Consider the following 17,181-nt stretch of genomic DNA (forward strand, 5'->3'; position numbering starts at 1 on the left):
GTCAGGGCACCGTATCGGCGGGGGCATTGCTGCCCCGATCATTCGAGGGGCCTTCCGCTATCCAAGCCACCCAGCACAGCGCCAGGCAGGCAATGTTCAAGCTCACCGGGTTGAAGGCTTGCACCATTAGCATCGGCAGCACCACCGCCACATCCACCAGCAGGCCCAGCAGCATCGCTGCGCACACCATCAGCGATGCCCGCCGCGCTATGCCGCTGACCAGCCACAACGCGATGGCCACTTCCAGCACGCCAAAGCCCATCAGCAACCAGCGCGGTTCGGGCAGCCCGTGGGCTTGAATCATCTGCACCTCGCCAGGGCTGAGATACAGAATCTTCGGTACCAAGCCGTGCCAGGCAAAAACCAGCGCCAGGGCGCCACGGGCCAGCCAGGTGATGCGTTGCAGGGTCGGCATGTCGGGACTCGAATCGGAAGGAGGCTACACCTTAGCGCAACGGCCGAAATGAATCCCTGCCGGCTGATCGCAGGGTGCGCGGCGGCCTGTTCCAGAGCCCTTGTAGCCCTTCGTCGGAACCCAAGCGTAAAGCGTCAACAAATCGACAATCTGCAGGTCAAAGCGCTTCAAGCGGTTGATCAACCAACAGGAGCGACCCGATGACCCCCACCCTCTACGACATCACCGCCTATGGCGCCAAAGGCGACGGCCAGGCCGATGATACCCAGGCTATCCAGAAGGCGATCAATGCGGCAGCCGCAGGTGGAGGGGGGCAGGTCGTCATACCCGAAGGCACCTGGCTGATCAGCGATGGCAACGGCGATGGCGCAGCGTTGAAGCTGCTGTCAGGTGTCACCTTGGTTGGGTCGGGGCTTGGCGCCAGCACGCTGAAGTTGGCCGATGGCTCGCAGACCGATCTCTCGCTGGTGGCGGTAGGGTCGAATTCGGCCACAGCGGTGGGCCTGTCGAACCTGCAACTGGACGGCAACAGTGCCAACACCCAAGGCACCGTTACGGGTATCAGCCTGCAAGGCAGCGGGTTGCGCGTCGAGGGCGTGACTGTGCATGACGCCAGTGGTACCGGCTTTGCCGCAAGCCACGGCGCCGCTGGCTTGTACCTGAGCAACAACACGGCGCTGCGCAATGGGCTGGACGGCTTCGCGTTGAGTGACCTTACCGGCGCTACCGTTCAGGACAACCGCGCCCTGAGCAACGGCCGCAACGGTCTGGATGTCGTAGTGGGTGGCCAACCGCTGACACTGGCTGACAACGACAGCCTCGGCAATGGGGGCGATGGCATCTACTTGCACCGCGACGGGAAGGCCGGCAACGGTTTCGTGAATGTGGTCAGTGGTGAGGTGGCCGGTAACGGGGCCGACGGTATTCGCTTGCACGGCATCGAATACGGGGGCGTCAATCAAGTGCAGTTGCACGGCAACGGCAGCTCGGCAGTGGAGCTGCAGGGCAGCTCTCACATTAACGTGGCCTCCAATACGATCTACGGCAACGCCCAGGCGGCTGCGGTGGCGGAAATCACCGTGCGTGGCGAGGACGGCCTGGCAGCCGAGAAGAACTTCATCTATGACAACCTGATAACCGGGGGGGCCACGGCCACCTACGGTATAGCCGAGATCGAACCCGGTAGCGGGCAAATCAGCGGCACCCTGGCTTTTGGCAACGTTATCAACCACACCACCCAAGGGGACCTGCTGGTGCAGAGCCCGGGCAGCCAGGTCAACAACAACCCGGCCGGGCTCATTGTGCAGGGCACGCCTGGCGCGGACGTCATCGAGGGTGGGCGCCAAGACGAGCTGGTGATGGGCGGAGCCGGCAACGACACCCTTTCAGGGGGCGCTGGCGACGATGTCCTGGTTGGCGGGGCAGGGGCCGACACTCTCAGCGGCGGGGCAGGCAACGATGTGTTTCGTTTTGATCGCATCAGTGACAGCTACCAAGGCAACAGCGACCTGATCACCGATTTCGACACTCAGCACGACGTGCTCGACGCCGCCAGCCTGGGCTTCAGCAAGCTGGGTGACGGCCATGCCGGCACCCTTCAATTGAGCTACCGCGACGGCGTAACTTGGCTTCGCAGCCTTGACCCGGACCGCAGCGGCCATCGCTTCGAGGTCGGCCTGCAAGGCGATTACCGTGACAGCTTCAGTGATGCCAACCTGCAACCGCTGATCACCGGCACCCGCCACAACAACGTGATCACCGGCACTGATGCGGGCGAGACCATCAAGGCCGGCGATGGGCGCGATACCGTCGATGGCGGTGCGGGCGACGACCGCATCCTGGGCGGTGCCGGCGGCGATACCCTCACCGGTGGCAGCGGTGCCGACAGTTTCGTCTATACCCAGATCAGCGACAGCGTGCGCAATGATGTGACCGGGAGCTACAGCGGCCGTGACCTGATTACCGACTTCAATGGCAACGCCCATGACACCATTGATGTCAGCGCGCTGGGCTTCACCGGGCTTGGCAACGGCTACGGTGGCACGCTCAAGGTGGTGCTGAACCAGGCCGGTACCATGACCGCCCTGAAGTCGCTGGAGGCCGACGCCAATGGCGACCGTTTCGAGATCTTGCTCAAGGGCAACCATGTCGATGAGCTCAATGCCAACAGTGTGCTGTTCGCGCCGGGCAAAGCTGCAGGGGCAATCACTTCATCGCAGCCGTTCGGCCCCGCCCATCTGGTAGGAACCGACGAGGCTAACCAGCTGTTCGGTGACTGGAGCGGTGACCGTCTCGAAGGGCTGGGCGGCAACGACCAGCTCGACGGCGGCGCTGGCGACGACGTGTTGATCGGTGGCGCAGGCGCAGACATGCTCACCGGCGGCTCGGGCGCAGACACCTTCGTGTACCAGTCGGTCAACGACAGCTATCGTGGCAGTGGAACCTCCGACCTGATCACCGATTTCACGGTCGGCGTCGACTGCATCGATGTCTCCGCCCTCGGCATCACCGGGTTGGGCGACGGTGACAACGGTACTCTGAGCCTGACCTATAACCAGAGCCAGGATCGCACCTACCTGCGCAGCAATCAGGCCGACAGCGATGGCCATCGTTTCCAGGTCAGCCTCGCCGGTGATTATCGCCAGACCCTGCGAGACTCAGATTTTGTTTTCGACCATGATCAGGCGCCGCTCGACGCTTTGGGTACGCCTGCTCAGGAGCATCACGGGTGACAGCTGGTCAGCTGAAACCATTGCGCGGCGCAATCGGGCATCGACATTGCAAATAAGGAAGTCGAAACGGCGTGCTTGGCAGGTTTCTGACGCCCAGGCCGATCATTCCGGTGGAACGGCCACCGGAAATTCGGCGTCTATCGAGCATGGCCACCTATATTTATCGGGAGAGTGCCTGTGATACCCAACGCTGAACTGCGTCGCATCATCGAGTCGAGTTTCTTGCCGTTGAGTTGCCACTGCGATATCCGCCCGGGTGGAACCATGACGGTGGAGGTCTGGGACGCCGAGACCGGCCAGGTCGACCTGCTGGCGGTCGGAGTACCCACCACCGAGCTGGTGAGCATCCGTGCGGTCAACAATCTGGTCGCAGAGCTTCGCAGCGAGCTGCGGGCCAATCAGGAATGGTTCGAACGCACCCACAACAAGGATGGTAAGCCCAGCAGCTTTGTGGCCTGCGGGTCAGACGGCAAACCCTAATAAAACCTTCGCCTCCTTGTTCAAGGGCTCCTCGAGCAGCTCATGGCGGCTGAACCAGCGACAATCGGCGATCTCGTTGAGTGCGACGGCCCGCTCACTTGGCGCTATATGGGTCTCAAAAACATAGTGCTGCGTCGACTTAACAGCACGCTGGTCGATGAACCCAAGGGCGCCAGCATTGATACCTGTTTCCTCCGCCAGCTCCCTGATCGCCGCTTGCTCGGGAGTCTCACGCGCCTCGACACGGCCACCGGGCAGATTCCATTTGGACTTGGGCTTACGCACCAGTAAAAGCCGGTCGCCTTGCCAGCAAAGAATGGTTGCCCGATGTTTAGTCGTCTGTGCCATGTGCTCTCCTTGTCACGAACGCGGTACGCGAGGCAGTGCCCCCTGCGCCTTGAGCGTATTGAAGGCTTTGGTGATTGTGACCACGGTGGCAGGGTCGGTGTTCCGGCTCAGCGCAAGGTAGAGCCCTGCGGCGATTTCAGTCAGGGGCAGGGCGGCCTCAACGGCCGAGCAGTCGAACGGCTCCAGTTCGCACCGGCCCGCGACCTCGCCCGGGCTCATGGCAACGAGGTCTACCTGCCCATTGATCAGCCGTCGAAAGGCCTCACTTCCTCCGGCCGTTTGCACCAGCCGGGTGAAGCCATTGGCCTGCAGGTAGTGCTCGCGTACGTCGTCGCGCACCACCGCCACGCTCAGCTCCCGAGCGTCGTCGAGCGTCGCTACCGGGGGTTTGCCCAAGCCGCGCAAGCGGTAAAGCGTGGGCACCGTGCGGTCGTACTCGCCAATCCAGTGAAAGGAGCTTTCGCGCGCTGGGGTTCGGATGATCGGGAAGATCATCACCGCGTTGCCCGACAGCGCCAAGTCATAGGCACGCGCCCAGGGTAGTAGGCTGATGTGGTAGTCGGTGATGCCAGCCTGGGCCAGCACGGCCTTGGCAACCTCGACATCGGGGCCTGCGACCTGGCCATTGTGGATGTACGCCAGGGACGACTCCTCGGTGACCAATTCCAAGGTTTGAGCCTGAGCGCACGCCGCAGCCAATAAAGCCATTACGCCGATAACCCACCGCGAACACCGCCTCATCAGGCGCCTCCCCCCAGCCACTGACCGACTCTGTCCCTGCCATCGCTCTTGGCACGGTACAACGCCTGGTCGGCACGCTGGAGCAGTTGATCGAAATGGGTCAACCCTGCATCAAGTTCGGCGATACCGACCGATAGGGTTACCCACGGAGAAATAGGTGAGCCGACATGCGGCAGGCGTAAGGCTGCAAGGCCGATACGCAGCTGCTCGGCCGCAAGGCGAGCGTGCTCGGCGTCTACACCGGGCAGCAGCACAGCGAACTCCTCACCCCCCAAACGAGCCGGCACCTCACCCGCGCCAGAGAAGCTGTGCGTGAGCAGGTGGGCAACCTGGCGCAGGCAATCATCACCTTGTGCGTGGCCATAGCTGTCGTTGTAGCGCTTGAAGAAATCAACGTCGCACATCAACACAGTCAATGGCTGGCTATCGCGCAGGGCTCTGCGAAACGCCTGCTCCTTGAGCTCGTCGAAGTGGCGGCGGTTAGCCAGGCCGGTCAATGGGTCATGGCGTGACAGGTGCTCAAGCCGAAGGTTTGCTTCCTGCAACTGCGCTGTACGTTGCTCGACCTGGTTAGCTAACTGGTCCCGGCTCTCGGCCAGGGCCAGCTCAGCCTGGCGGTGGCGTTCCAGATACTCGGCCATACTCTCTTGCAGGGTATTGATTCGGGCTTCAAGCAGGTGCAATTCGTCGTTGCGCGCCTTGCGGCGGTTCAGTCGCAGACGTTGGCCAAGGTTTTCCGGGCCCAGTTCACCCAGGTGGCGCGCCATGTGCCGCACATGCACGGTTACTTGACGGTTGAAGATAGCCATGATCAACCCGGCTAGCAGCAGTGACTGGACCAGTTGCGTCACCAGGATGCCCAGCAGCTCGCGCCATAGACGCTGCCACAACAGTGTGGGGTCCCCCTCCAGGCGCAGGGTGCCGACCACTTGATGTGCCCCCGGCCACGGGGCTACGGCCAGCTCGCGCAATAGCACCGGGGCGTTACCGGAGTCAGTGAAACCTGCGCGCTGGCGCACGATTTGCTCATCCGCGCGGCCTGCGCGCGGCACACTCAGCATCAGGCGGCCCACCGGTGGCGCCTCGGCCACGCTGTCGAGCTGGTTGTCGAGGCTGTCGTGGTCCAGCTCCCATACCGCCCGCCCCAGGGGGCCTCGAAAGACTTGCTCGATCAATTCAAGCTCTGCATTCATCGTCGCGACCCCTGTTGTCCAGGCGTGCCAGCTGCGTAGCGCGACAGTGATACCGGTATAGAGCAAGCAAAAGAGGAGGGTGGCCAGCACCAGCCTGCGGCCCAGTGGCTGGCTTACAGGGGCAGAGTTCGGCTCGCGGATCAAGGTTAAAACCGTCCCTTGCGGTTAGCGGCATGGTTGCCGCGGGGTGGGGCGGCGGCCTTCGCCCATCCCACATGCGCTTTATGGCTTGGGGAGCTCGCGATGTGGTCGATCAAAACACTGCCCCGGTAGCGGGCGATGGGTATCCCTTTCACGAGGGCGTCATGCCCTGTAAAGGGTGGGGCTGTCTTGATCGGTTGCGTGCTCATGACTCTGCGCCAATCCTGCAGTGAGCTTACGATGGATCAAGCCCTCAAACGGTGCTATCGGCCCGCCGTCTTCAAGCTTGAGCGCCCGAAGGGTCAGGCGATAAGCGAGTGTGGCAAATTGCCTGCTCGAGTGAAAGGCCCTGGTCATTACGCTCGGCGCCATGCTACGGCTTCAATGCCATATTGCTGCGCTACAGGGGCTGTTGTTTTCTGAACGCGCTCTCGGCCGAACCTGGCGATACGACCGACGCCCGCGTCACAGCTTGCCCAATGCCATGCCTCCTGACTGTCCATGCGCTCTGCACGGATGATGAAAGACTTCGGCGCCCCGTGAAGGGTGTAGTCGATAACGAACAGTTGCGCAGCCATTGCGGTTGGATCCTCCTTTGCGTGTCCTTGCAAACAGAGGCTATTTGGCTGCAAAAATTCCATGCTTCGCTCATCGCAGGCAGAACATTCCCACCTCTGGCGCCTCGCTCAACCACTGCTCAGTGAGTTTCCAGCCGGCTCGCGCCGCGAGCATGGACAGCTTGTCGACGGTGAATTTGTGGGAATTCTCCGTGTGCAAGGTTTCGCCCTTGGCGAAAGTGAACACCTCGCCGGCAATCGTGACTCGCTGCGGCGACCGTGCGACCAGATGCATCTCGATACGCTGCTGGCCGGGGTTCCATCGGGCGTTGTGATCGAAGGCATCAAGGTCGAAATCAGCACCAAGCTCTCGGTTGATACGGGTGAGCAGGTTCTTGTTGAACGCAGCCGTTACGCCCTGGCGGTCGTCATAGGCAGCTTCCAGCAGCTCCACAGGCTTGACCATGTCCACCCCTACGATGAAACAGGCGTCGCGGCCCAGGGAATGGCGTGCTGCACGAAGAAAGGCCACCGCTTCTTCTTCATCGAAGTTGCCAAGGGTCGAGCCTGGGAAGAAGCCTACACGTGCTCGCCCCCGGGCGTCGGCGGGCAGGCTCAGCGGCTGGGTAAAATCACCCGTTAGTGGTGTGATGTTCAGATGCGGATAGGTGCACCGCAGCGTCTCACACGCCCGGCCCAATGCATCCGCACTGATGTCGATCGGCACGTAGGCGCCCAATTGAGGGGCGGCGTCCAGCAAAAGGCGGGTCTTCTCACTGGCGCCGCTGCCAAATTCCACCAGGGAAGCGCCATTGGGAATCAGGGCAGACAGCTCGGGCACGATGCGGCGCAGCAACCCTGCTTCGGCGCGGGTAGGGTAGTACTCTGGCAGGGTGCAGATCTCCTCGAACAGCCGCGAGCCTTTGGCATCGTAGAAATACTTAGGCGACAGTGCCTTTGGCGAAGCCTTGAGGCCGGCCAGCACATCATGGCGGAACCCTTCTTGCGGGTCGGTAGCGGCAGGTGAAGGGACCGGGTGCAGCGCGTTGGCGCGGCTATCCCGTGCCAGGCGCAGGCCGGCCCGTGCCCAGCGAGCGTTGGCGGGAAAAAAGTTGCGATACGTCGGGCGTGTGTGGCCGGCGGGCGTGAACTGGCAGCCCCCGCGCAGCACGAACTGGTTGCACATGAACTTGCCGTTGTATTCGCCGACCGCGCCTTTGGCTGGCTTGAAACCGGGATAAGCGCTGTAGGCGGTCTGCGTCCATTGCCAGGCCACGTCGTCAGCCTGCTCCAGTGTTCCGGTGCGCCTTGCCAATTCCCACTCGGCCTCGCTGGGCAGCCGTGCCTCTGCCCAACTGGCATAAGCGGAAGCCTCGAAATAGCTCAAATGAGTAACGGGTGCGTCGGGATCCAGAGGCTCCAAGCCCCGTAGCGTCATGGCCTGCCAGCCTTGCGCAAGATGCTCGGGGTACTCGGGCACTCGTTGCCAGTAGCCCGGCGCTTGCCAACCGTCGGCCTGCACGGTGGCCCACCCCTCGGAGAGCCAATGGGCAGGCTGGCGATAGCCGCCGTCGCCAATGAAGGCCAACCATTGGCCGTTGGTGACCAATCGGTCACTGATCTCGAACGGTGCGAGATATACCTTGTGGCGCGGCCCCTCATTATCGAATGCGAAGTGTTCACCGTCGTGACCGATTTCTACCAACCCGGCGCCATGATGGCGCATGCGACCGGCGCGGCCCCGGTCGTCCCGCGGCCAATCAGGGTTATAGGCTGGCTTGAGTGCCGAACAGCTGAACAAGTGCAGAATGTCCATCAGGATCAGCTCCTGATGCTGCTGCTCGTGGTTCAGCCCCAGTTCCACCAGTGCGCACTCAGCATCGGCCAGGCCTTGGGCCAGCAGCGCCTGCATGTGGGTGTCCACATGGGCGCGGTACGCCTGTACCTGCGAAAGCGCCGGGCGCGTCATCAGCCCGCGCTGTGGTCGGGGTTGGCGCGGGCCGACCGCTTCGTAGTAAGAGTTGAACAGGTACCCGAACGTCTCGTCGAAGCGCTGATAACCCGGCAGGTGAGGGATCAACAAGAAGGTCTCGAAAAACCAGGTGGTGTGCCCCAGGTGCCATTTGGTGGGGCTTGCGTCGGGCATCGACTGAGCCCCCATGTCCTCGGCCGACAGCGGCGCAGCGAGGGCCAGGCTGTGCGCTCGCACCGCACCATAGCGCTGGCGCAGGCTGGTGTGCAGGCGTGGCTTGGATGAGGCGGGCTGCAGCGGGTGGGCCTGTGGCAGTGGGCTGGTCATCGAAGGTGCTCCCTCACGGACGGTTATAAGTTTATAAGCGTCGGTCAGCACCGATGGCCGCAAGTTCAACCGGCCGAACCCTCATCGGTCGAGCGGTTACGGCGCGCGTAGTGGGCCAACAGAGGCTGAGTGCTCACACCGTGCAGCACGATCGACATCGCAACCACCGACAACGCCAAGGGTGCGACGATCGCGGCGGCTTCCGGCGCCAGGTGATGGTCCAGGCAATAGCACAGGTAATAGAGCGTGCCGATGCCGCGGATTCCGAACCAGCCCAGCAACGCCCGCTGATGGCCGTTGAGCAGCCTTCGGCCGCCGCCTAATGCCCACACGCACAGAGGCCGGAGTATGAAGAACAGGCCCGCCCCCAGCAGCAGTGCGCGGCTGTCCCAGTAGCGCCAGAGCAAGGTGCCGAGCAAGGTGATCAGTACCACCTCAAGGATTCGCTCCAGCAGGCTCACGAACGCCAGGATATCGCCCATGATGACCCCGGCGGCCAGTTGCGGCTTTTCCAATTCCTGTACATCGGCAACGATGGCCTGCTCCACAGGCTGCTCATGATGCCCCAGCACTGGGCGGGCCAGATGTTCGGCAGGCACATGCGATGCACTCAGGCGCGCTTCGGCTTGCCGCAAACCAACGCCTGCGGCGAATACTGCCAGGAAACCCAGCCCTCCCAAGGCGCTGGCCAAGGCGTACGCTACTGCGATCAGTGCCAAGGCAAGAAAATCGTTAGGTGAGAGAGTGCTGTCTTCATGGCGCACCCGCAGGGCAATCATCAAATGCCCCAGGCCTCGGCCCAAACCGTAGCCGATCGCAAGCCCGACCGGCAGTGCCCACAAAAGGTCGCGCAGCAGCCACCCCATCAACCACTGTTCGCTATTGTCAGGATGGCCAATCAACAGCAGGCTCAATAGCACGAAAGGAAAGGCGGTGCCGTCATTGAGCCCTGCCTCGCCGGATAAACCGAACCGCACGCGGTCCTCGTCCTGGGCATCGCTCACCTGCACCATGCTGGCCAGCACTGGATCAGTGGGGGCCAGCATTGCACCCAGCAACAAACTCACCCCTAGCCCAAGCCCCAGCCCGAAATGAGCAAGCGCTGCCACCCCGGCGATGGTCGCCAGCATCACCGGGCCTGCTAGGCAATAGGCCACCTTCCAGGCACTGCGGCCCAGGCTCAGGCGTAACTTGATGCCGGTGCCGAACAAGGACACCAGCACGGCAACTTCGGCCAGGCGCTCGAACCAGGGGCTGGCACGAGCGAGGTCCAGATCGATCAGGGCTGCGCCGGCTGGCCCGATGGCCAGGCCGAAGGCCAGGCATACCGCTGAAGTGGTCACTGGAAGCCAACGTAGATAGGCCGAAGCCAGCGCCAGTAGTAGGAGAAGCACGCCCAGCAGAGCCAGGCACAACAAGAAACTCATGGCAGCCTTCTATTACAGGTATTGCGCTGTGACCTCCACGAGGCGCTTGGGGTTGCACCGATGACGGAAACATTGCTCACCCAAAGCGTGAAAAGGGAGGTAGAATTTTGCTCTTTAACATGTTGGCTCGCGGGCAAGTTGGGCTCGGCTCAGGTCACATTTACAGGCAGGACGGACTTTGAATAAGCTAAAACGCCTAAAAAGCGGCATTGCAGGCCTCGACGCTTTGCTCAAGGGTGGTTTGGTCGCCGGTGCCTCCTACATCGTGCAGGGGCGCCCCGGTTCCGGAAAAACCATCCTGGCGAACCAGTTGGGCTTCCATCACGCGAGCGAAGGTGGCCGGGTGCTGGTGGTGACGCTGTTGTCCGAGTCTCACGAGCGCCTGTTCCAGTACCTGTCGACGCTGAGCTTCTTCGAACCGGGCCGCATTGGCGGCGACATTCAGTTCGTCAGCGCCTTCGATACTTTGGAAAACGAAGGCCTGGACGAGGTAGTGAAGCTGCTGCGCCGTGAGATTAGCCGGCAGAAGGCCACGGTGTTGATTGTCGATGGGCTGCTCAATGCCCGATTCAAGGCCGATTCCCAGATCGACACCAAGAAGTTCATCTCCGAGCTGCAGGGGCATGCGGCCTTTGCCGGTTGCACCGTGCTGTTTCTCACCAGCGCCCGGCTCGACGACGGCAGCCCAGAGCACACCATGGTCGATGGCGTGATCGAGATGGGCGAGGAGCTGTTCGGCAGCCGTGCGGTGCGGCGGATCCAGTTACGTAAAACCCGCGGCAGCGGTGCGCTCTCGGGGTTGCATGAATGCGAGATCACCGATGATGGCCTGGTGGTATACCCGCGCCTCGAAAGCCTCTATAGCCGCCCGGCGAGCCTGGATGTCTGGAGCAGTGAGCAGGTCAGCAGCGGCATTCCCAGTTTCGATGATCTGACACACGGCGGCCTGGCCAAGGGTTCCTCCACACTGCTCATGGGCCCATCCGGGGTCGGCAAGACTACCCTGGGCCTGCATTTCCTCAGCGCAGGCACCCCCCAGGAGCCATCATTGCACTTTGGTTTCTACGAGCCGCCCCAGCGGCTGCAGGCCAAGGCACGTTCTCTGGGCCTTGACTTCCCGGCCCTTCAGGCCAGCGGTGCGCTGCACCTGGCCTGGCATCCGGCTACTGAAGGCCTGATGGACGGCCTGGCGGCCAAGTTGCTCGCTCAGGTCGACAAGTACGGTATAAAGCGCGTACTGATCGACAGCTTCGGCGGCATGACCCGCATGGCCAGCAACCCGGCGCGGGTTTCCGACTTTTTCAGCGTGCTGGTCGCCGAGCTGCGGTCGCGCGGCGTAACGGTGATGGGCACCTTCGAGCTGCGCAGCCTGTTTGGGCCGGAGGTCAATTCTCCGCTGCCTGACCTCTCCAGCATCCTGGATAACGTTGTAGTCATGCGTTTTGTAGAGCATCAATCTGAACTTAAGCGCTGCCTCACCATTCTGAAGATCAGAGACAGTGACTACGATGCTTCGCTTCGCGAACTGGTAATTGGCGAACAAGGTGTTGAACTGAAAAAGGCTTTCACCGATGCCCAGGCGGTGCTAACCGGTAGCGCCACCCAGGGCAGGGGCCATTAATGCCATCCAGGTCGATCTGACATGTCAACCATCCTCATCGTCGACGACGAGTTCCTGATCGCCGATATCCTCGGGTTTGCGCTGGAGGATGAAGGGTACATGGTGGTCAAGGCCAGTAATGGCAAAAAAGCTCTGGACGTACTCGATCGCGAGCGCCCGGCACTTGTGATCACCGACTTCATGATGCCAATCATGGACGGCTTCGAATTCGCTCGTGCCGTGCGCGCTCGGCCGGCATTCGCGCACTTGCCGATTTTGCTGATGAGTGGGGCACAGGGCAATGTAGGCCGGGCCAGCCCCGAGCTGTTTGCCGAGGTGTTCGACAAACCCTTCGATATCCAATTGGTGCTTGCCAAGATTCGGGAGTTCGTGGACCCCACCGGTTTCTGAGTATCGCGTCACAAGGAGTGTTCATGCCCGCCGAAAGCCATCTGCTAGAGGCCGCGGTCGTCTTTCTGCTTGCCGCCGTAATCGCCGTGCCTTTGGCGCGCCGCCTTCAGTTGGGCGCCGTTATCGGCTACCTGCTCGCGGGTGTCGTCATCGGGCCGGGCGTGCTGGGCCTGGTCAACAATACGCAAAATATCGCGCAGATTTCCGAGCTAGGAGTGGTTCTGCTGCTGTTCATCATTGGCCTTGAGCTGTCGCCGAGGCGGCTGTGGGTGATGCGCCGGTCGGTGTTCGGTGTCGGGCTGGCGCAGGTGCTGCTCACCGCAGCAGTGATCGGCGCGATTGCACTGCTTGGTTTCGGACTACCACTCAACAGCGCAGTGCTACTGGGCCTGGGGCTGGCGCTTTCATCCACGGCCTTTGGCCTGCAAAGCCTGGCTGAGCGCAAGGAGCTCAACGCTCCCCATGGGCGCCTCGCCTTTGCCATCCTGTTGTTCCAGGACATCGCCGCGATCCCTCTGATCGCAGTCGTGCCATTGCTCGCCGGCAGCAACGCCCCGGCTGCTGAGGGCGGCACGCTCGAGCACGGCCTACGGATCCTGGCCAGCGTCGCGGTGGTGGTGATAGGTGGGCGCTACCTGCTCAGGCCGCTGTTTCGGATAGTCGCGCGGGCGGGCATTCGTGAAGTTTCGACGGCCACCGCACTGCTGGTAGTGATCGGCACCGCCTGGCTGATGGAGCTGGCCGGGGTCTCGATGGCACTGGGCGCTTTCCTCGCGGGGCTGCTGCTGGCTGACTCCGAATACCGCCATGAGCTTGAAGCGCAGATCGAGCCCTTCAAAGGTTTGTTGCTGGGCCTGTTCTTCATGAGTGTAGGCATGGGCGCCAACCTCGGCTTGCTGGTGCAGCGCCCTGTACTGGTGCTGGGGCTTACCTTGCTGTTACTGCTGACCAAGCTGCCTATCCTCTGGAGCATTGGCCGCCTGGCGGGAGGGTTGTCGCGGCAGAGCGCATTGCGCCTCGGTATGGTGTTGGCGGCAGGGGGTGAGTTCGCCTTTGTAGTGTTCAAGCTCGGCCATGAACAGGGCCTTTTCGATGCGCAGCTGCACGACGTGCTGGTGCTGACCATTACCTTATCGATGGCGCTTACCCCGCCGATGATGCTGCTCGGGGGGCGCTGGCTCGCGTCGCGGCCCAAGCCTGCACCCGTGGTGCCAGAGGAATACCGCACGATCGACGCCGATGCGCCTCGGGTCGTCATTGCCGGCATGGGCAGGATGGGCCAGATCGTGGCGCGTGTGTTGCGCGCGCAGAAGATCCCCTTCGTGGCGCTCGACACCTCGGTGGAAACCATCGAGCTGTCACGCAGTTTCGGTGGGGCACCTGTGTTCTACGGCGACCCGCTGCGGCAGGAGATCCTGCATGCAGCGCGGGTCGGTGAAGCTGAATACTTCGTGATCGCCACCAACGACCCCGATACCAACATCCAAACTGCCGCACTGGTTGCTCGGCTTTATCCTCACGTGCGTATCATCGCCCGGGCACGCAACCGCCAGCATGTCCACAAGCTGGTGGATATCGGCGCTACACCGGTGCGTGAAACCTATCATTCCAGCCTTGAAATGACCCGCTTGGCACTGGTCGGCTTGGGGCTGAGCGAAACCCAGGCGCAGGCCAGGATTCGCAGGTTTCGCCAGCATGATGAGCAGGTGTTGCGTGCGCAGCACCTGCAGGTCGACGATGCTGCGAAGGTCCGGCAAACCGCTCAGGAAGCCAGAGCAGAGCTTGCCCGGTTGTTTGCAGCCGACGAAGAGGATGAAATCCGGGAGAGCCAGGAGCTAGCGCAGGACTGACCCGGCTGCTGCTCGGGCCGGCCAGCGTTAGAATCTGAACGTTTCCAGCTGCACTGCCGCTGGCTGTCGAATCTGCGAGCTGCGAACAGCTTCTTCTTCTTGGCGCTTCTGCTGGGCTGCTGCCGATTTGGCAGCAGCCACGGCCTTGCGCGTGGCAGTGACCGCGCGCTGGGTTGCGTTGGCCTGTGCCAATGCCTCTGCCTGGCCGGCCACAGGCAGTGTTGCCCAAAGATGAGCAAGGCTTCGCGCCTGCGCCATGTTCCGGTTGAGAGCAGCCAGCGTTGCAACGTCTTCCGACTTTTCCCCTTGATCGACCCCGCAGCCGGCATGGCTGGTCAGTTGAGCTTGCCCATCGAGGGCGACGGTCTGTACGAAGTTGGGGTCGGCGATGGTGACGGTGAATTGCTGCTGCCGCAGGGGTGCGCTCAGGAAGGTGAGGGTCGCAGTGCGGCATGCAGAGTGAAAATAGACGCCGGAGGCACGAGCCAGATCAAGCTGGGCCGTTGCGATCGCATCGCTGGGCACTGCGCTGTAGTCGAACCGAACAGCATAGGTAGTGGCGGCATTTTTCACCACGGCATAGCGTGTACCTGCACGGGTATCCGGTTCGGCCATCAGGCGCTGCGTATCGATAGCCAGCGGCAGGGCAGGCGAGCGCCCGGTGCTCTCGGCAGAAGTGACGGCCGCTGGGACCGAGACCGGCGGTGTTACGTGCTGCGTTCCAGTGGTGTGCATGACCACGCTACGAACGACCCGTGTGCCCTCGTAGGTCGCCAGGTGAGGCGGCTTGGCCGGGGCGATAGGCTCAAAGCCATAATGCGTGCCTGCACCCTGTGCTTCGGCCGGCACAGAGAGCATTTCCGGCGCCCCGCCTGAGGTGGCGCTGGGCTGCACCAGAAGCACCGAGCGGGCCAGGGTGAATTTGGTCATGCCGCTGTAATCGGCATGGGGGGCCGTATCGCTGTCATCGTACAGCACGTAGCGCCACTGGGTGGGGTCGGTAGAGTTGCACCCACTGAGCAACGGTGCTCCCAGCACCAAGGCCAACATCGACGAAATCTTCACGGGCTGGATCCCTCGATACACGACCACAATGTGTCGGGCGCATCCATTGCGCCGGGCTGAAAGCGCGAACATAGACCTGCTGCTTCACGTTGTCCAGTGTTGCTTGCTCGGCGGTTGCGGCTATCACGTGAATAGCGCATCGAAGTGGCCAGGTAGATAGCGAAGCCCGTCTAGTAGTACGACAACGATGGGGTTATCAGTTCTCTAAAAACAGATGAAAATGGCAATTTCAGCCAATCAAGGGTCTATCTATTATCAAGCCTGTACGATAACGTATCCCTCGCTCAGCCGTGCAGCGAATGCCGTCGATGATCGGCGCGCGAAAGACGTTTGATAACAAGACCAACAAGGGGCCACCCCCATGCAATTGATCGAACACTCTGACTCCCCCCGCTACGTGCGTCTTCACGATGACGACAACGTTGTCGTCGTGGTAAACGACCAAGGGGTTAGCGAGGGCAGCGCCTTTCCTGATGGCCTGGTGACTGTGGAAGGCATTCCGCAGAGCCATAAGGTCGCGACCAGCGATATTCCAGAAGGCGCCGAGGTGCGGCGCTACGGCCAGGTGATCGGCTACGCTGCCCAGCCGCTGCGAAAAGGTAGCTGGGTCCAGGAGCATCAGCTACGCATGCCCACTGCGCCTGCGCTGGACAGCTTGCCGATGGCTAATGCCGTGCCAGCGCCACTGCCGCCACTGGAGGGCTATACCTTCGAAGGCTACCGCAACGCCGACGGTACGGTCGGTACGCGTAACATCCTGGGCATCACTACCACCGTGCAGTGCGTCACCGGCGTGCTGGAGCACGCCGTCAAGCGTATCCGCAAGGAGTTGCTGCCCAGGTATCCGAACGTCGACGACGTGGTTGCCTTGACCCACAGTTACGGCTGCGGTGTGGCCATCAACGCCCGTGATGCCTACATTCCCATTCGCACGGTTCGCAACCTGTCACGCAACCCGAATCTGGGGGGCGAGGCCCTGGTCATCAGCCTGGGTTGCGAAAAACTTCAAGCCGGGCAGGTCATGCACGAGGATGATCCCTCGGTGGACTTGTCCGAGCCATGGCTGTACCGGCTGCAAGACGCGGGGCAGGGCTTCGGTGAAATGATCGAGCAGATCATGGCGCTGGCGCAGGTACGGCTTGAAAAGCTCAATCAACGGCGCCGCGAAACCGTGCCCGCCAGCGAATTGATCTTGGGGATGCAGTGCGGCGGCAGCGACGCTTTCAGCGGTATCACTGCCAACCCCGCTCTGGGCTTTGCCGCCGACCTGCTGGTTCGGGCCGGCGCTACGGTGATGTTCTCGGAAAATACAGAGGTGCGTGATGCTATCTACATGCTGACCGCTCGCGCTGAAAATCGAGACGTGGCCGACGCCTTGGTACGGGAAATGGACTGGTACGATCAATACCTGGAGCGCGGCGCTGCTGACCGCAGTGCCAACACCACGCCTGGAAACAAGAAAGGGGGGTTGTCGAATATCGTCGAAAAGGCGCTTGGCTCGATCGTCAAGTCCGGTAGTAGCGCCATCAACGGGGTTATTGGCCCAGGAGAGCGAGTAGGCCGCAGAGGGTTGATCTTCTGCGCTACGCCGGCCAGCGATTTCGTCTGTGGCACGCTGCAACTTGCGGCGGGCATGAACCTGCACGTATTCACCACTGGCCGCGGCACCCCTTACGGGCTGGCGATGGTGCCTGTGGTCAAGGTGTGCACCCGCAGCGAACTGGCCCGGCGCTGGCATGACCTGATAGACATCGACGCAGGGCGCGTGGCCACTGGGCGGATGAGCATCGAAGAGCTAGGCTGGGAGTTGTTTCATTACTATCTGGACGTCGCCAGCGGCCGCAAGCAGACCTGGGCCGAGCAGCATCGCCTGCACAACGACCTGGTGCTGTTCAACCCCGCACCGATCACTTGATGCCCAG

At 62.1% G+C, this 17,181-nt stretch carries 14 protein-coding genes; 6 read left to right on the top strand and 8 right to left on the bottom strand.

Going from position 1 to position 17,181, the window contains the following annotated elements; translation table 11 throughout:
- Position 1 precedes the first annotated feature (1 nt).
- Positions 2–415: a DoxX-like family protein gene (locus tag F474_RS00245; RefSeq protein ID WP_097086297.1), complete on the bottom strand. Its 414-nt coding sequence runs from the start codon at positions 413–415 to the stop codon at positions 2–4.
- A gap of 200 nt (positions 416–615) precedes the next feature.
- Between F474_RS00245 and F474_RS23065 the strand changes: the two genes are divergently transcribed.
- Positions 616–3,147: a M10 family metallopeptidase C-terminal domain-containing protein gene (locus F474_RS23065; RefSeq protein ID WP_097086299.1), complete on the top strand. Its 2,532-nt coding sequence runs from the start codon at positions 616–618 to the stop codon at positions 3,145–3,147.
- Positions 3,148–3,324: 177 nt separating this feature from the next.
- Positions 3,325–3,627 carry a DUF1652 domain-containing protein gene (locus tag F474_RS00255; RefSeq protein WP_097086301.1) on the top strand — a complete coding sequence of 101 codons (303 nt, stop codon included), beginning with the start codon at positions 3,325–3,327 and terminating at the stop codon, positions 3,625–3,627.
- Here the strand turns inward: F474_RS00255 and F474_RS00260 are convergent.
- From F474_RS00260 to F474_RS00290, 6 genes are all read right to left on the bottom strand, one after another.
- Positions 3,610–3,975 (bottom strand): NUDIX domain-containing protein, encoded by a 366-nt coding sequence (locus F474_RS00260; RefSeq protein ID WP_097086303.1) that lies wholly within the window; start codon positions 3,973–3,975, stop codon positions 3,610–3,612. The genes F474_RS00255 and F474_RS00260 overlap by 18 nt on opposite strands.
- 12 nt (positions 3,976–3,987) lie before the next feature.
- Positions 3,988–4,644 carry an ABC transporter substrate-binding protein gene (locus F474_RS00265; RefSeq protein WP_165830240.1) on the bottom strand — a complete coding sequence of 219 codons (657 nt, stop codon included), beginning with the start codon at positions 4,642–4,644 and terminating at the stop codon, positions 3,988–3,990.
- A 71-nt stretch (positions 4,645–4,715) separates the two neighbouring features.
- Positions 4,716–5,909, bottom strand: a complete 1,194-nt coding sequence (locus tag F474_RS00270; RefSeq protein ID WP_256577784.1) for a GGDEF domain-containing protein — start codon at positions 5,907–5,909, stop codon at positions 4,716–4,718.
- A 497-nt stretch (positions 5,910–6,406) separates the two neighbouring features.
- The gene (locus tag F474_RS00280; RefSeq protein ID WP_097086308.1) at positions 6,407–6,628 is read right to left on the bottom strand and encodes a DUF6555 family protein; all 222 of its coding nucleotides are present in this window, start codon (positions 6,626–6,628) and stop codon (positions 6,407–6,409) included.
- 70 nt (positions 6,629–6,698) lie between these two features.
- The gene (gene egtB, locus F474_RS00285; protein ID WP_097086310.1) at positions 6,699–8,906 is read right to left on the bottom strand and encodes an ergothioneine biosynthesis protein EgtB; all 2,208 of its coding nucleotides are present in this window, start codon (positions 8,904–8,906) and stop codon (positions 6,699–6,701) included.
- Positions 8,907–8,971: 65 nt separating this feature from the next.
- A complete protein-coding gene (locus F474_RS00290) occupies positions 8,972–10,333 on the bottom strand; it encodes a sodium:proton antiporter (protein WP_097086312.1) in 1,362 nt (453 codons plus the stop codon).
- A gap of 178 nt (positions 10,334–10,511) precedes the next feature.
- Between F474_RS00290 and F474_RS00295 the strand changes: the two genes are divergently transcribed.
- The 3 genes from F474_RS00295 to F474_RS00305 are packed head-to-tail and all read left to right on the top strand — an operon-like array spanning position 10,512 to position 14,194.
- The gene (locus F474_RS00295; RefSeq protein WP_097086314.1) at positions 10,512–11,954 is read left to right on the top strand and encodes an ATPase domain-containing protein; all 1,443 of its coding nucleotides are present in this window, start codon (positions 10,512–10,514) and stop codon (positions 11,952–11,954) included.
- Between the two features lie 21 nt (positions 11,955–11,975).
- Entirely contained in the window at positions 11,976–12,344 is a 369-nt protein-coding gene (locus F474_RS00300; RefSeq protein ID WP_097086316.1) for a response regulator, read from the top strand.
- Positions 12,345–12,367: 23 nt separating this feature from the next.
- Positions 12,368–14,194: a monovalent cation:proton antiporter-2 (CPA2) family protein gene (locus F474_RS00305; RefSeq protein WP_097086318.1), complete on the top strand. Its 1,827-nt coding sequence runs from the start codon at positions 12,368–12,370 to the stop codon at positions 14,192–14,194.
- A 27-nt stretch (positions 14,195–14,221) separates the two neighbouring features.
- On the opposite strand, the gene F474_RS00310 is transcribed toward F474_RS00305, so the two are convergent.
- Positions 14,222–15,259, bottom strand: a complete 1,038-nt coding sequence (locus F474_RS00310; RefSeq protein WP_125483352.1) for a hypothetical protein — start codon at positions 15,257–15,259, stop codon at positions 14,222–14,224.
- 361 nt (positions 15,260–15,620) lie between these two features.
- Here F474_RS00310 and garD point away from each other — a divergent pair, with 361 nt between their 5' ends.
- The gene (gene garD, locus F474_RS00315) at positions 15,621–17,174 is read left to right on the top strand and encodes a galactarate dehydratase (RefSeq protein WP_097086321.1); all 1,554 of its coding nucleotides are present in this window, start codon (positions 15,621–15,623) and stop codon (positions 17,172–17,174) included.
- The last annotated feature ends 7 nt before the right edge of the window (positions 17,175–17,181 follow it).

The organism is Pseudomonas sp. URIL14HWK12:I12, assembly GCF_003097135.1.
Lineage (GTDB): Bacteria > Pseudomonadota > Gammaproteobacteria > Pseudomonadales > Pseudomonadaceae > Aquipseudomonas.

What these genes read in the sequence shown, in the direction of transcription:
- F474_RS00260 (WP_097086303.1), bottom strand. Translation starts at nt 3,975, where the DNA reads ATGGCACAGACGACTAAACATCGGGCAACCATTCTTTGCTGGCAAGGC.
- garD (WP_097086321.1), top strand. Translation starts at nt 15,621, where the DNA reads ATGCAATTGATCGAACACTCTGACTCCCCCCGCTACGTGCGTCTTCAC.
- F474_RS00280 (WP_097086308.1), bottom strand. Translation starts at nt 6,628, where the DNA reads ATGGCTGCGCAACTGTTCGTTATCGACTACACCCTTCACGGGGCGCCG.
- F474_RS00270 (WP_256577784.1), bottom strand. Translation starts at nt 5,909, where the DNA reads ATGAATGCAGAGCTTGAATTGATCGAGCAAGTCTTTCGAGGCCCCCTG.
- F474_RS00290 (WP_097086312.1), bottom strand. Translation starts at nt 10,333, where the DNA reads ATGAGTTTCTTGTTGTGCCTGGCTCTGCTGGGCGTGCTTCTCCTACTA.
- F474_RS23065 (WP_097086299.1), top strand. Translation starts at nt 616, where the DNA reads ATGACCCCCACCCTCTACGACATCACCGCCTATGGCGCCAAAGGCGAC.
- F474_RS00245 (WP_097086297.1), bottom strand. Translation starts at nt 415, where the DNA reads ATGCCGACCCTGCAACGCATCACCTGGCTGGCCCGTGGCGCCCTGGCG.
- F474_RS00305 (WP_097086318.1), top strand. Translation starts at nt 12,368, where the DNA reads ATGCCCGCCGAAAGCCATCTGCTAGAGGCCGCGGTCGTCTTTCTGCTT.
- egtB (WP_097086310.1), bottom strand. Translation starts at nt 8,906, where the DNA reads ATGACCAGCCCACTGCCACAGGCCCACCCGCTGCAGCCCGCCTCATCC.
- F474_RS00300 (WP_097086316.1), top strand. Translation starts at nt 11,976, where the DNA reads ATGTCAACCATCCTCATCGTCGACGACGAGTTCCTGATCGCCGATATC.